The organism is Streptomyces uncialis, from assembly GCF_036250755.1.
Taxonomy (GTDB): domain Bacteria; phylum Actinomycetota; class Actinomycetes; order Streptomycetales; family Streptomycetaceae; genus Streptomyces; species Streptomyces uncialis.
Window position 1 is genome coordinate 4,136,847 of the sequence record NZ_CP109583.1, and the last position, 13,264, is coordinate 4,150,110.

At 71.7% G+C, this 13,264-nt stretch carries 11 protein-coding genes and 2 pseudogenes; 9 read left to right on the forward strand and 4 right to left on the reverse strand.

All coding sequences use genetic code 11. The features are described from left to right. Positions 1–2 precede the first annotated feature (2 nt). The 3 genes from OG711_RS16935 to OG711_RS16945 all read left to right on the forward strand — a co-directional run bounded on the left by OG711_RS16935 (position 3) and on the right by OG711_RS16945 (position 1,270). Complete coding sequence (locus OG711_RS16935; RefSeq protein WP_073783632.1) at positions 3–197, forward strand: hypothetical protein; 195 nt, start codon at positions 3–5, stop codon at positions 195–197. A 144-nt stretch (positions 198–341) separates the two neighbouring features. Continuing rightward, the gene (locus tag OG711_RS16940) at positions 342–527 is read left to right on the forward strand and encodes a hypothetical protein (protein ID WP_073783630.1); all 186 of its coding nucleotides are present in this window, start codon (positions 342–344) and stop codon (positions 525–527) included. A 173-nt stretch (positions 528–700) separates the two neighbouring features. Next, on the forward strand, positions 701–1,270 hold the full coding sequence (locus OG711_RS16945; RefSeq protein WP_329559648.1) for a hypothetical protein: 570 nt from the start codon (positions 701–703) through the stop codon (positions 1,268–1,270). Between the two features lie 100 nt (positions 1,271–1,370). Here OG711_RS16945 and OG711_RS16950 read toward each other — a convergent pair whose 3' ends face one another. Further along, positions 1,371–2,159 (reverse strand): nucleotidyl transferase AbiEii/AbiGii toxin family protein, encoded by a 789-nt coding sequence (locus OG711_RS16950; protein WP_329559649.1) that lies wholly within the window; start codon positions 2,157–2,159, stop codon positions 1,371–1,373. Positions 2,160–2,484: 325 nt separating this feature from the next. On the opposite strand from OG711_RS16950, the gene OG711_RS16955 reads away from it, so the two are divergent. The 3 genes from OG711_RS16955 to OG711_RS16965 all read left to right on the forward strand — a co-directional run bounded on the left by OG711_RS16955 (position 2,485) and on the right by OG711_RS16965 (position 4,397). Next, on the forward strand, positions 2,485–2,910 hold the full coding sequence (locus OG711_RS16955) for a hypothetical protein (protein ID WP_329559650.1): 426 nt from the start codon (positions 2,485–2,487) through the stop codon (positions 2,908–2,910). Positions 2,911–3,077: 167 nt separating this feature from the next. Further along, positions 3,078–3,440 carry a MarR family winged helix-turn-helix transcriptional regulator gene (locus tag OG711_RS16960; protein ID WP_329559651.1) on the forward strand — a complete coding sequence of 121 codons (363 nt, stop codon included), beginning with the start codon at positions 3,078–3,080 and terminating at the stop codon, positions 3,438–3,440. 42 nt (positions 3,441–3,482) lie between these two features. Further along, complete coding sequence (locus OG711_RS16965) at positions 3,483–4,397, forward strand: aminoglycoside phosphotransferase (RefSeq protein WP_329559652.1); 915 nt, start codon at positions 3,483–3,485, stop codon at positions 4,395–4,397. A 421-nt stretch (positions 4,398–4,818) separates the two neighbouring features. Here OG711_RS16965 and OG711_RS16970 read toward each other — a convergent pair. Further along, positions 4,819–7,316, reverse strand: a pseudogene (locus OG711_RS16970) (outer membrane protein assembly factor BamB family protein). Positions 7,317–8,059: 743 nt separating this feature from the next. Then, positions 8,060–8,818, reverse strand: a pseudogene (locus OG711_RS16975) (VOC family protein); the annotation flags it as partial. Positions 8,819–9,332: 514 nt separating this feature from the next. Between OG711_RS16975 and OG711_RS16980 the strand changes: the two are divergent. Next, positions 9,333–9,980 (forward strand): TetR family transcriptional regulator, encoded by a 648-nt coding sequence (locus tag OG711_RS16980; RefSeq protein ID WP_073783616.1) that lies wholly within the window; start codon positions 9,333–9,335, stop codon positions 9,978–9,980. 84 nt (positions 9,981–10,064) lie between these two features. On the opposite strand, the gene OG711_RS16985 is transcribed toward OG711_RS16980, so the two are convergent. After that, on the reverse strand, positions 10,065–10,523 hold the full coding sequence (locus OG711_RS16985) for a nitroreductase family deazaflavin-dependent oxidoreductase (protein WP_073785379.1): 459 nt from the start codon (positions 10,521–10,523) through the stop codon (positions 10,065–10,067). A 257-nt stretch (positions 10,524–10,780) separates the two neighbouring features. On the opposite strand from OG711_RS16985, the gene OG711_RS16990 reads away from it, so the two are divergent. Together OG711_RS16990 and OG711_RS16995 are read left to right on the forward strand one after the other, a co-directional pair. Then, complete coding sequence (locus OG711_RS16990; RefSeq protein ID WP_329559653.1) at positions 10,781–12,280, forward strand: alpha/beta fold hydrolase; 1,500 nt, start codon at positions 10,781–10,783, stop codon at positions 12,278–12,280. Positions 12,281–12,554: 274 nt separating this feature from the next. After that, the gene (locus tag OG711_RS16995; protein WP_329559654.1) at positions 12,555–13,214 is read left to right on the forward strand and encodes a pyridoxine/pyridoxamine 5'-phosphate oxidase; all 660 of its coding nucleotides are present in this window, start codon (positions 12,555–12,557) and stop codon (positions 13,212–13,214) included. The last annotated feature ends 50 nt before the right edge of the window (positions 13,215–13,264 follow it).

The window sequence follows — 13,264 nt, forward strand, 5'->3', positions numbered from 1 at the left end:
CCATGAGCAATGCCGAGCACATCGACGGCACCATCAAGCCGCAGGACAGTCACGCCACGGGCGAGGAGCCCCAGGTGACGGTCAAGGACAGCCACGCGACCGGCGGCAAGGGCAAGCCGGTGAAGCCGCTGGACAGCCACGCGACCGGCGGCACCGCGAAGCCCGCGGACAGCCACGCGACGGGCGGCAAGCCCTAACAAGCCTGCACCGCACGGGGGAACCGAACCGCGACGGCACCGAGGGGGAGCCGTCGCGGTTCGCTGTGCCCCGGAAGCGGGCAGGATCGTTCCGTCCGCACCTGTCCTCGTTCCCGTCACCGCACCCCAGGGGAGATCCCGCACATGACCCGCGCCACGAAGCTGCTCGTCGTCGCCGTCCTCACCACGGGCACCGCGCTCGGTACGGCGGCCGCCGCCTCGGCCGCCGACAACCACGCCACCGGCGGCCAGAACCGCCTGGTGAAGCCGCTGGACAACCACGCGACGCACCTCGGGCCGCTGGACAACCACGCGACCGGAGCACACTGACGGCCGTCCCGGCCGGCCCTGGCCGCGCGGCTCCCTCCTCGCCGTCCGGCCGAAGGAGCCGCGCCGTCCGGCCGAAGGAGCCGCGCTGTCCGGCCGACGGAGCCGCGCTGGCGTGGCGAGGGCCGCCCGGCGGGCGTAGCGTCGTTGGCGTCAGGCGCGAAGGAGGCGACGCGATGCTACGCAACGTCCTCGGGTCGGTCCTCGCCCTGCTCGGTGCGACGGCCGCCGTCTGGAGCCCCTTCCGTGCCTGGTACGACGGCCGTCTCGGGCGGTACTACGAGGTCGGGGAGCTCTTCACGGGCCACGGCGTCACGGACGCGCGGTCCGCTCTCTTCCTCTCCCTGTTCCTGCCGTTCCTGGTGGCGGCGGTACTGACCCTGGTCGGTGTGGCCCTGCGGTCCCGGACCACGGTGGCCCTCGCCGGACTGATCGTCCTCGGCTTCACGGTCCTGTGGATGGTCCGGCTCGGGCTCGCCCTCGGTGAGCTGACCGTGAACGGCGACGGCACGGGCCTCGGCTGGGGAGCCCTCGCGGGCCTGGGCGGCGGCTTGGTGATGCTGCTCGGCGCCGCCCTGATGCCGGGCCGCCGCGCCCGTCCGACGCCCACGTCTCCCCCGGCCGACACGGCTCCCCCGGCCCCGTACCCACCCCCGCCGGACACCCGGTACGACGACTCGGCTCCGACGCGTACGTGGGACACCCCGCCCGACACCCCGGGGCCCCGACCGCCGGACCAGCACTGAAGCCCCGTGCCCACACCTCGCACCTCGGCCGAAGCCGCGCACCCGGGCCTCGACCCCGTCGGCCACTGCGGCATGAGGACAGGCCGCTCGCTGTCCTGTCCTAAAGGTCCGGGGATTCCTCGGGTGGTGGCGCGCCCTCCAGAAGGCGTTCCGCGAGGTCGTCGGCCCACTCCTGTGCCCACACCCGGATCGCGACGACCTCGCCCCTGCTGACGCCGTACGTCCGGAACTCCCGGTCGTCCGTCCACTCCGCCCCGGCGAGCCGGGCCTGGAGGTCGCTCAGGTCGAACGTGTCGGGGGCGTGCCGACGGCCGAGTTCCTCAAGATCCGGACGGCCCCATCGGTCCGCGACAGCGTGGACGTGGACGAGGTCCCGGGCGAGCCCCCGGTCCGCGAGAGCGCGGACCTTGGTACCCACCAGGTCCTCAAGGCTGAGCGCGAGCCCGATCGGGGTGGCGACGGGCGGATGCCACAGGGCTTCCTTGGCCGCGTGGACCTCGACGGCCGGCATCGGAACCGCCGTCCCCCCGCCCACGGGTCCGGTCGCGACGTCACCCCGGCCCCCACCTCCGTCCATGCCCCCCACCTCGGACACCACTCCGGCGAAGGCCGCCGGGCCGCCAGGACCAGCCACGACGAACCTGGCCGCCAGCGGACCCGCCTCCCTCTCCGTGACGAACCAGCCGCGCCGCTCCAGTTCCGCGGTGACGGCGGTGGCGATGTCCGGCATGGGTACGGAGCTGTCCGTCGCGAGGCCGAGACCGTTCCCGGTGCACTCGGTCAGCCCGTGCGCGACGGCGGCATACCCCCCGGCGAGCGCGAGACGGTACGGGCTGCCCGCGGCGAGGAGAGCACGCAACAGCCCCCCATGGAGTTCGCCGGGGTTCATTCGGCTGCCGGTGACACGGAGGTCGATGAGGTTCCCATGGACCGATTGTCCCCGCCCCCACGGGATAGGGCCCGCTCCGACGGGCGGACGGGCGGACGGTCAGCAGGCGGCGTACTCCGAGTGGGCGGGCAGCGCGGGGACGGGGACGCGGGGGCGCGCGGGGCGCAGGGGCACGCGGGGCGCAGGTGGCACGAGCGGCACGGGGCACGGGCGGCGGGCGGCGGGCGGCGGGCGGCGGGCGGCACAGGGCATGGGCGGCGCGGGGCAGGTGCTGCGGCGGCTACCAACCCTCGCGCGATGTATGCGAAACGCACACGCTGCCCCCATGGAGCAGCCGGAACACACTCTGCGCACGGCCGTCGACCGATGGCATGCCGCGGTGAACGCCCACGCCCCCGCGCGGGTCGAGGCCACTGTCAGCGATCCGGTCGTGGTGAGGGGACCCAGAGGCGCCGGTCCCCTCAGCCCCGCCGAGTTCGCCGAGTTCGCCGAGTTCGCCGAGTTCGCCGAGTTCGCCGACTGGGCGGCACGATCCGGGATCGAACTGGTTCCACGGTCCTGGCACCCCGTCAGTGATCGCCTGATGGTCGTGGAGGAGGACGCCACCTGGCCCGGGAGCAAGGAACCGGTCCGGGTCGCCACCGTCTTCAGGAGCACCGGAGACCGGATGTCCGCCGCGCTGCGGCTGGCCGATCTCGGTTCCGCTCTGGAACTGGCCTCGATCTGCCGCGAGATGGCCGCAACCGAATGAGCGAGTACGACGGGTACCCCGCCCATCAGCCCCCGCCCCCGTCGGCACCCGGACCCGGACCCGGACCCGGACCCGGACCCGGACAAACCCTCTTCGAGTTCGTACGTCACTGGGCCCGCCGGTGGAACTCCCCGGGCGACGGACCGGCCCGACAACAAGGTCGCCATGTGCTCGTCACCGAAGCCGTGCGGTCCCTCGACAGCCGCGGCATCGTGACGATCAACGCCGTGGCAAACGAGATCGGCATCGACCAGAGTGGCGCGTCACGCATGGTGAAGGACACTGTCGCAGCCAGGTATCTGGAGATCAAGCCTTCGGCATCGGATACGCGCCGCCGAGAGGTGACGGTCACCTCCGAAGGTCTCGATCTGCTCCACGACGCCCATCTCTGGCAGGAGGCGTTGTTCGACCAGCTGTCCGGCCAGTGGACCGCCCAGCAGCGCGCGGAGTTCCACCACGCGATGCTCCACCTCCTGTCGCGCTCGCACACCCTCGACACCGACGGTCACGCGCGTCCCGACGCCCCATGAATTCCGGTGCGCGGAAGGCACTCGTCCGCGAGGATGCCCGACGTGACCGATGCAACCGATGCGACCGACGCGACCGAGATGACCGAGATGACCGATGCGGCCAAGGTGCCGAGCGCTCCGCTGCCGTCCGCCCAGGTGCTGGCCGCATTCGGGCTGACCGGAACGCCCGTACCGTTGCCCGGCGGCCAAGGGCAGAGCGTCCTCGCTGACGGGGCTGTCCTCAAGCCGGCGGACAGCACGGAGGTCTCCGAGTGGGGCGCCGAACTCTTCACTGAACTCGCCGACCTCGCCGATCTCGCCGTGCAGAAAGAGGACACGGCGTTCCGTGTTCCGCGTCCGATACGAGCGGCGACGGGAGGGTTCGTCTTCGACGGCTGGACATCCGACCGCCTGGTCGAGGGCGAAGCCGGTCCCGACGGGCGATGGGACGAAATCCTCACCGCGGGGCGCGCGTTCCACCACTCCCTGCGGCAGACTCCGCGCCCCGACTGGCTCGACCGACAGCAGCACCCCTGGGCCGTCGCCGACCGCGTGGCATGGGATGAGACAACGGTGAACGTCTCACCCGATCTACGCGAGCCGCTCCGCGCCTTGCTCGACCTGCGGCAACCGGTCAGTGCGCCCTCCCAGTTGATCCACGGCGACCTCACCGGCAACGTCCTGTTCGCCCCCGGCCTACCACCTGCGGTGATCGACTTCTCCCCGTACTGGCGTCCGGTGGCGTACGCCGACGCGATCGTGGCGGCCGACGGTCTGCTCCATCACGGCGCCGACCGGGCTCTGGTGGATTCCGCCGCACCGGGCACGGACGGACTTCAGATGCTGGTACGCGCGTTGATCTTCCGCTTGGTGGCCTCGGCCGGGCTCGCCGGACCTGACGCCTCTCCCCCGGCGACGGACATCCAGCGCTTCCACCTGACCGTCGACCGCGTCCGTGGGTGGTTCACCGGCCCCTGAGCGCGGCCCTTGCCGTGGGCGACCAGCAGGCGACCCATAGACGACGGGACGTGGGACAACTCATCGCGCCCTGTGGTCTCCACCTATAGGTCAGCTGGACGCCTCGACTGTCCTAGAGGCCAGCACGGCACCCCAACTGTCCTATAGGACGCCACGGTGGCTCAACTGTCCTATAGGACGACGCAGCGCGATGGCTGTCCTATAGGACATAGGACAACGCAGCATCGCAGCAGCCCTATAGGTCAGCACGGCGCCCCAGCTGTCCTTTAGGTCAACGCCGAGCCCCGACTGTCCTTTAGGCCACAGCAGAGTCCCGACTGTCCCCATGGGTCAACCAGGTCGATCAGGTCACGCACCGTCAGGTCACGCACCGACCGTGTCCCGTACCCACTCTGGGCGGCGGCGCGGCGACGAGGCGGGGTCACGTACGGGCGGTGCCGGTGCCCTTCTCCGCGTCGAGGGCGTACACGCAGCGGTCCTTGCTACAGGCGTAGACGACACCCGCCCGGACGACGGGGGCACCGGTGATCTCACCACCGGTGGCGAGCTTCCAGCGCAGTCGGCCGTCGTCGGCCTTGAGGGTGTACAGGAGGTGGTCGGTGGAACCGAAGTGGATGCGGCCCTCGGCGACAGCGGGGGCGCCGACGACCTCGCCACCGGCCTGGAAGCGCCACTTCGGCGTACCGGTGACGGCGTCGAGGGTGTAGAGGCCCTTGCCGCTGCCCACATGGACGTGTCCGTCCGCGACGAGTACCGGATCGACGGACGAGCGGGGCTCCGTGGCGATGCGCCAGCGGTCCCGGCCGTCGGCGGCGTCCAGGGCGTAGACGGTACCGAGGTAGTCGGCGAGGTACACGCCACCGCCGGTGACGGCGGGACCCGGGGCGAAAGCGGGCGGCGCGAGGAAGACGGCGGGTGCCTCGAAGTGCCAGCGGACGTGTCCGGTGGCGATGTCGACGGCGAGGACCCTGGTCCCAGCGGAGAGGTAGACATTGCCGTCCGGGGCGGGTGTGATCCGGACAGGCACGCCACCGCAGGAGGCCGCGTCGCCGATGGGGTAGGACCAGCGTTCCTCACCCGTACGGGCTTCCAGCGCGCGGAGCCGGGCGTCCCGCCAGATGTAGACCGTGCCGTCGTGCAGCGCGGGACCGGCCTCGGGGGTCTCGAAGTCGGTCTGGGCGCCGGTGACCTCCCACAGCTTCTGGCCGCCGGAGGCCTCCCACGCCTGGACACCGCCGCCGCGGGTGCCGGTGACGACGGTGCCCCGTTCGGCGCGCAGCGAGTAGATCCAGCCGTCGGTGGGCAGCCGCCACAGGTCGGTGCCCTCGCGTGCGTCCAGGGCGTAGAGGGTCGGGCCGTCGGAGGCGAGGACACGGCCGTCGGACACGGCCATGGACCAGGCCACGTCGCGGGTCTTGAAGCGGCGGCGGCCGGTGGCCACGTCAAGGGCGTGCACCTCGAAGGAGGTGACGTACACGAGGTCGCCGTCGACCGCGGGCGTGCCCCAGACGTCGTTCGACATCCGGAACCGCCACGGCCGCCAGCCCGCGCCCGCGGCGGGCGGCGCGACGGCGGGACGCGGCGGGACGGCGGGGTCGAGGGCGCCCGGCTGGGCCTTGGAGCGGGACCAGTGGCCGGAGAGCTGTGCCTCGGGCGGTCCGGCGTGCGCGGCGCCGACGCGGGCGGCGGCCTGCCGGGCGTCGGACACCCGCGGTCCCGGTCCGATCGGCACCCGCGCGCCCGCGAGGCGTACGCCGCCGTGGTCGGGGGCACCCGCGTGCCGTCCGTGGTCGACGGCGGGCGGCTGGTGAGGCACGGGCGGGGCGTGCGGAGGTGCGACGGGGGGCGGGGGACGCCGGGCGCGCCCCGGCCACGGCCACCGCGTCCGCCGCCGTGCGCGGGGGCGCCGGGCCCCGGGGCCGCACCGGGGTGGCCGCCCATCGGCGGGGCGCCCTGCGGGGTTCCGGGTGCGGCGCCCGGGTGGGGCGCGGGCCGGACGGGCGGCTGGGGGCTCACCTGGGTGCGCGCGCCGCGCCGGGACTCGATCAGGCTGGTCGCGGGCTCGGGGAGCCACGCGGAGGCGGTGCCGCTGTCGTCGGAGCCGGAGCCGAACAGGTGCGGAGCGAGCTGGGACTGGAGGTCCGCGGGAGTGGGACGGGCGGTCGCGTCCATCTGCATGCAGGACTCGATGAGGGGCCGCAGTTCCTCCGGCAGACCCGCCAGGTCGGGGCCCTCGCGCAGCAGCATGAACACCGTCTCGACCGGGTTGGCCCCATGGAAGGGGGCGTGTCCGGTGGCGGCGAAGACCAGGGTGGAGCCGAGCGAGAAGACATCGCTGGCCCCGGTCACGCTGCGGGAGTCCTTGGCCTGTTCGGGGGACATGTAGGCGGGTGTGCCGACGGCCACGTTGGTCATGGTCAGCCGGGTGTTGGACACCCCGCTGGCGATGCCGAAGTCGATGACACGCGGGCCGTCCTCGACGACCAGCACGTTGGACGGTTTGAGGTCACGGTGCACGAGTCCGGCGCCGTGGATGGACTGAAGGGCCTCCGCGACTCCGGCGGCGAGCCAGCGCACGGCCTGGGCCGGCATGGGGCCGCACTCGTTCACTATCTCCTCCAGCGAGGGCGCTGGAACGTAGGCGGTGGCGAGCCACGGCACGGCGGCCCTGGGGTCGGCGTCCACGACGGCGGCGGTGTAGAAGCCGGATACGGCACGCGCGGCCTCGACCTCGCGGGTGAAGCGGACCCGGAAGAGCTGGTCCTCGGCCAGTTCGGTCCGGACGGTCTTGATCGCGACCCGTCGCCCGGACGCCGAGCGCGCGAGATAGACCAGCCCCATGCCTCCGGCCCCGAGCCGCCCCAGCACCTCGAACGGGCCGATCCGTCTCGGATCATGCTGTGTGAGCTGATCCACCACTTGTCTGCCACCTCCCCGTACGCGCCGTCTCCGTGAACACGGCCCCGTGCAGCGTCTCACCACCGAACCGCCGCGGCGGCACGCACCCCGATTCTTCCTGTCCGGGGGGTCCGTTGCGAACCCGAGGACGAATCAGGGTGTCTCCGGCGAGTCGGCCCATTCCGCGCACCCCGGGCGTTGACGACGGGCCACCCCGGGCGCCGGGAACGTGATATGGGGCACTCTGGCCTTCCCGCAGCCCGCTCCCCGCACCCCGGATACGCGCGCGATGTGGCGTACGACTCAATTCGCAACTAGTGGCCGCGGGGCCGACGCCCTCCGGCAAGCGGCCACGCGGCCAGCCGCCGGCCACGGCTGCCGGCATCCGGCCACAAGGCCATTCCACCACCCGCGCTGACCGCATCGGCCTTGCCGACGACCCGAGCACCCTGGCCGACCGCACTGACCTGGTTGACCTGGTTGACCGGATTGGCCGCGCTGACCTCATTGGCCGCCCTGGCCTACTTGGCCGCAGCGGGCTGGTTGACCGCAGTGACCTAATTGACCGCGCCGGGCCTGCCGACCTCAAGGGCCGCGTCAGCCGTACCAAACCTGCGGGCCGCGCCACCCGCACCGGACCCACGGACCGCATTGGCCGCATTGGCCGCTTCCGAAGCGTCGGCGGCATCCGTGGCGGCGAGCACGTCGAACTCCTGGGTGGCCTCCGCGTCCGACTCGGCGGCCGCTTCTGCGGAACCTTCGACCTCATAGTCCTGAAGGACGGCGAAATCGGCTCCCTGGTTGTCGGAGAACACCGCGATACGGCCGTACGGGGTGTCGGTGGGCGCCATGTGGACACGCCCCCCGAGACGGGTGACAGTCGCGGCGGCCAGGTCGCAGTCGGGAACCCGGAAGTACACGAGGAAGTGGGAGGGCATCTCCGGCGGGAAGCTGTCCTCGATCAGAATGCGGCCACCGACCGCGGAGTCGGGGCCGGGCCGGGTCCCGGCGGGCGACCAGACGCGCAGCTCGTCGCCACCGTGCGGACCCAGATCGGTGACCCCGAAACGGAACACTGCCGAGTAGAAGGGGTCGACCACCGACTTGTCACGGGAGTACAGCTCCGTCCAGCAGAAGGACATGGGCTCCTGCTGGACGCCGAACCCGGTGCCCTGCGGGCCCTGCCACAAACCGAATACGGCTCCCTCGGGATCGGCCGCCAAGGCCATCGTCCCGTCCCTGACGGGTAGCGGACCGCTCACCACCTGGCCGCCCGCGGACCGGACCCGCCCGGTCAGGGCGGCGATGTCCGGAGCGGCGAAGTACACCGTCCAGACGGTGGGCATACGCCCGTCCCTCTTGCCTGCCAGGGCGGCGACGAGCCGCCCCTCGCGGTACGCACGGCTGTACGGCCCGTCGCCGAACATCCACCCGAACAGCTCACCGTAGAAACGTTTCCCCGCGGCCACGTCAGGCAGCATCACATCGGCCCAGCAGGGCGCCCCCTCGGCAAAACCGCCCATCAACACCTCAACCTTCCAACGAACCCCTCATCGCAGCAATCTACGCCAACCGCCCAGAAACCCCCACAGCACCCTCCCGCCCACCGGCCAGGGCCCCGGACCGGACCGGAGAGCCCCCGGACCCGGCAACCCGGACCGGACCGGAGAGCCCCCGGCCCCGGCAACCCGGACCGCACCAGCCGCGAACGGCGCCGCAAGACCGCTGAGCCCAGCGCTGCCCCCGCACCGGACAGCGCCAGACGAAGCGGCACCGGCACCCGCAGCCATGCGCAACCGCACCGCCACCGCCATGCAGAACACCCGGCGAAGAGCACCCGCACACAACCGGCCGGTCACCCCGTGGAGGGCACCCGCGCCGCATTCGTGCCTGGACCGCGCGCACCCCGTCCGACCAGGGCGGAACTCAGAAACCGCCAGGTACACGAACCGGCCCCCGACCCCCGCCGCGAACCGGGTGCACCCCATTTGCAGTCGGTCGAATCGCGCTCCGAGACCCCCTCGGTAAGCTGACGACATGACAGGACAGGTAAGAACCGTCGACGGCCGCGTAGCCGGACGACGCGGCCAGGCGACCCGCCAGAAGCTGCTGGAATGCCTCGGCGACATGCTCAGCTCGTCCCCGTACCGCGATGTGAAGGTCATCGATGTGGCCCGCAGGGCGGGCACGTCACCGGCGACCTTCTACCAGTACTTTCCCGACGTGGAAGGCGCCGTTCTGGAGATCGCGGAGGAAATGGCCGCGGAGGGCACATCGTTGGCCCAGCTCCTCGAAGGCCGCTCCTGGGCGGGCAAAGCGGGCTGGCAGACGTCCCAGGAACTCGTGGACGGATTCCTGGACTTCTGGCGCCGCAACGACGCCATCCTCCGGGTGGTCGACCTGGGCGCCGCCGAGGGTGACAAGCGGTTCTACAAGATCCGTATGAAGGTGCTGAACTCCGTCGCCAACTCCCTCGCGGCCACGGTGAAGGACCTTCAGGCCAAGGGCCGTGTCGACAAGGACGTGAACCCGGCCGCCGTGGCCGGTTCCCTCGTCACGATGCTGTCCGCCGTGGCCGGCCACCAGAAGGGGTTCCAGACCTGGGGCGTCAAACAGGCGGAACTGAAGCCGAACCTCGCCCTGCTGGTCCACCTGGGCGTCACGGGCCGCAAGCCCACCCGATAGCGGACACCAGCGGACACCGTCCCGCTCCGCCCTCAGCCTTCCGGCCCCGACGACCACACGGTCCGGCGCATCACCAGGCACTCCTCACGGCCTACGTCCGGCCAGCCTGAACAGACGGATCTCCCGAGTCACCCGGGACTGATAGGTGGCGTACGGCGGCCAGAACCGCAGCGCGGCGGTCCACGCGGCCTCACGCTCGTCCCCCGTCAGCAGACGAGCCGTCACCTCAACACGCTCCCCCTTCCAGTCGATACGCGCGTCGGGGTGGGCCAGCAGGTTCGCGGTCCAGGCCGGATGCCCGTCACGGCCGAAGTTGGACCCGATCAACACCCACGTACCACCGGACTCCGGCATGCACGCGAGCGGCACACGGCGGGGCAGGCCCGAACGGGCACCGGTCGCAGTGAGCATCACTCCCGGCAGCATCAACCCGCTGACCAGGTACTTTCCGCCGCTCAGCCGATGCACCGAACGGTCGAGCGCGGGAACGACATGCGGCGCGAGGCGCGCGAACGCACGCGTGGACGACACCCTCCGCACCATGCGGACACCTAAGGCCAGCACGTTGTCCCCTTCCTCGGCTTCCTCGGCTTCCTCGGCTTCCGCGACCTCCGCGACCTCCGCGACCTCCGCGACCTGACCTAATGGCCGGGCGAGTAAGCACAGGTGGGCACCAGGACACGTGACTTGGTGGTCCGGTAGCAACAACCCGCGCTGCATGAAAGGCACGTTGACCCCTATTACGTCCTCATCATGTGCTCATGGCAACGCCATAACGCGCGGCCGGGACAGTGACGCGCATGAACACGACCATGCGCGTGAACAGGGTCCCGAACGCGAGACGTCGGGCTGTCTCCGTACTCCTGGCCCTGTCCGCTTCCGCCGCCGCTCTGGCCGTCCCCGGTTCAGCCGCCGCCCGGGAGTCGTCCGAAGCCACGCCCGCCGTCACGCCCATCAGTTGGGGGCCCTGCCCCAAGGCCGAGCCGCCCTATCCCGACCCCAGCCCGAAGGCGCGGTGCGGGACGGTCCAGGTGCCGCTGGACTGGTCGAAGCCGAAGGGCCGGAAGATCGGCATCTTCGTCGCCCGCTACCGGGCCACCGACCCCGCGCGGCGGATCGGTGTCCTGATGTCGAACCCGGGCGGCCCGGGGGCGCCCGGCTCGGACGACGCGCTGTACGCGGACGACCCCTACAACGGCTACTCCCCCGACATGCTCAAGCGCTTCGACATGATCGGGTTCGATCCGCGCGGCATCGGCCGCAGCCAGAAAGCCGAGTGCGACGAGACGATCCTCGACTCGATCCCGACCCGTCCCCGCTACGCCGCCGAGTTCGAGCGGATGCGCACCCTGAACGGCCGGCTGGCGGACAGCTGCCTCGCCCGGACGGGCCCGCTCGCCGCCCATATGGACGGCGAGAGCGTTGCCCGCGACATGGACGCGATCCGCGCCGCCCTGGGCGAACGGAAGATCAGCTTCATCGGCCATTCCTACGGCACGTTCCTCGGTGAACGCTACGCGCGCCTGTTCCCGGACCGGCTCCGCGCGCTCGCCCTCGACAGCGCGATGGACCCGGCACGCCCGAACGCGGAGCGCTACCTCACCGACGGCAGCGTGACCACCAACACCACCCTGAAACGGCTCGCGGCCTGGTGCGAGACCGAAGCGGACTGCGCGTTGAAGGGCCAGGACCTGACGGCCGTCACCGACGGCCTGTTCGCCCGTGCCGACGCGGGCACGCTCCGCGAGCCGGGCCCCGACGGACCGACGCGGACCAAGGTCGACGCCGACCAGCTGTCCGACTACCTCACCTTCGCCCTCGGCAGGTGGACCCCGGCGAGGGCCACACAGGAACTGGCCGCCCTGCACAGCGGAAAGGGCGAGGTCACCTGGTACGGCGGAGCCACCGACCCCGCATCGCGGCTCGTGCTGTGCCGTGACTACGACTTCCGGATTCGCGACTACGCCCAGTACCGGGCCATCCGCGAACGGGTCGCGAAGGCCGCCCCGCACATCCGCTACAACGCGCAGGCCCTGGAGACCGTCCTCGGCTGCCAGGGCTGGAACATGGCGCCCAAGCCCCAGCCCGCCCAGGCGAAGGGCAGCCTCCCGCCCGTCCTGGTGGCCAACGCCACCCTTGACCTGGCGACGCCGCTGCCGGGCGCGCAGCGCATGGCGCGTGCCTTCCCCAAGGCGACCCTGTTCACGATGGACGTCGCGGGCCACTGGCTCTACCGCAAGGGCGGGACGGAGAAGGCGATGCGGGTGATCGACACCTACCTCACCGGCCGCAAGGGCTGAGCCGGGGAGGACGGAGGACCTCACCGTCGCGGTCGGCTCCACGTCAGCCGCCGGCCGCGACGGTGACACCTGCCGCGTCCCGGCCACAACTCGGCCATCGGTGTCCTCATTCCTCCACCGGTGACCCCATTACCCGGTGACCTCATTGCCCGGTGTCCTCTTTCCCCGGTGTTCTCATTCCCCGGTGTCCTCGACCCTTCCAGGGTGCACAGGGCGCGGAACGGCCTCCCGGTGAGCGATCACCGGGAGGCTGTCCGGCCCCATACTCGGGCCCATGGGAACCGATCTCGATGAGCTGCTGAAGTCCCTGCGGGTGTGGGACCTCCCCGAGCTGCCCCGTTTCGATCCGCGTGACGCACCGGCCGACCCGCGCGAGCTGTTCACGTCCTGGTTCGGGGACGCGGTCGCCGCGGGACAGGTGGAACCGCACACCATGTCCCTGGCCACAGCGGACACGGACGGTCTGCCGGATGTCCGCATCGTCATGCTGCACGGGGTGGACGAACGGGGCTGGCTGTTCGCGTCCCACTCGACCAGCCGCAAGGGCCGCCAGCTCGCCGCGCTGCCGTACGCGGCACTCGCGTTCTACTGGCCTTCGCGGGCCAGGCAGGTACGGGTACGAGGTCCCGTTCGCACTCTGGACGCACAGGAAGCACGGGCCGATCTCGGCGCACGGTCCACCGGGGCACTCGCCGCCGCGCTCGTCGGTCGGCAGAGCGAGCCCCTGACCGCGTACGAGGAGTTGGCACGCGCGTCCGCCACGGCCTGGGAACGTGCGGCGGCCGAGCCGGACGCAGCGGTGCCGAGTTGGGCGCTCTACGCGCTCGACCCGCGTGAGGTCGAGTTCTTCCAGGGCGATACCGAGCGGCGGCACGTCAGGCTCCGCTATGCCCACGAAGGTGACGGGTGGACGCAGGAGTTGCTGTGGCCGTGAGCGGCGGGACGGCGGGACCGTAGGGCAGCGGTCCGGCAAGGGGACGGTCC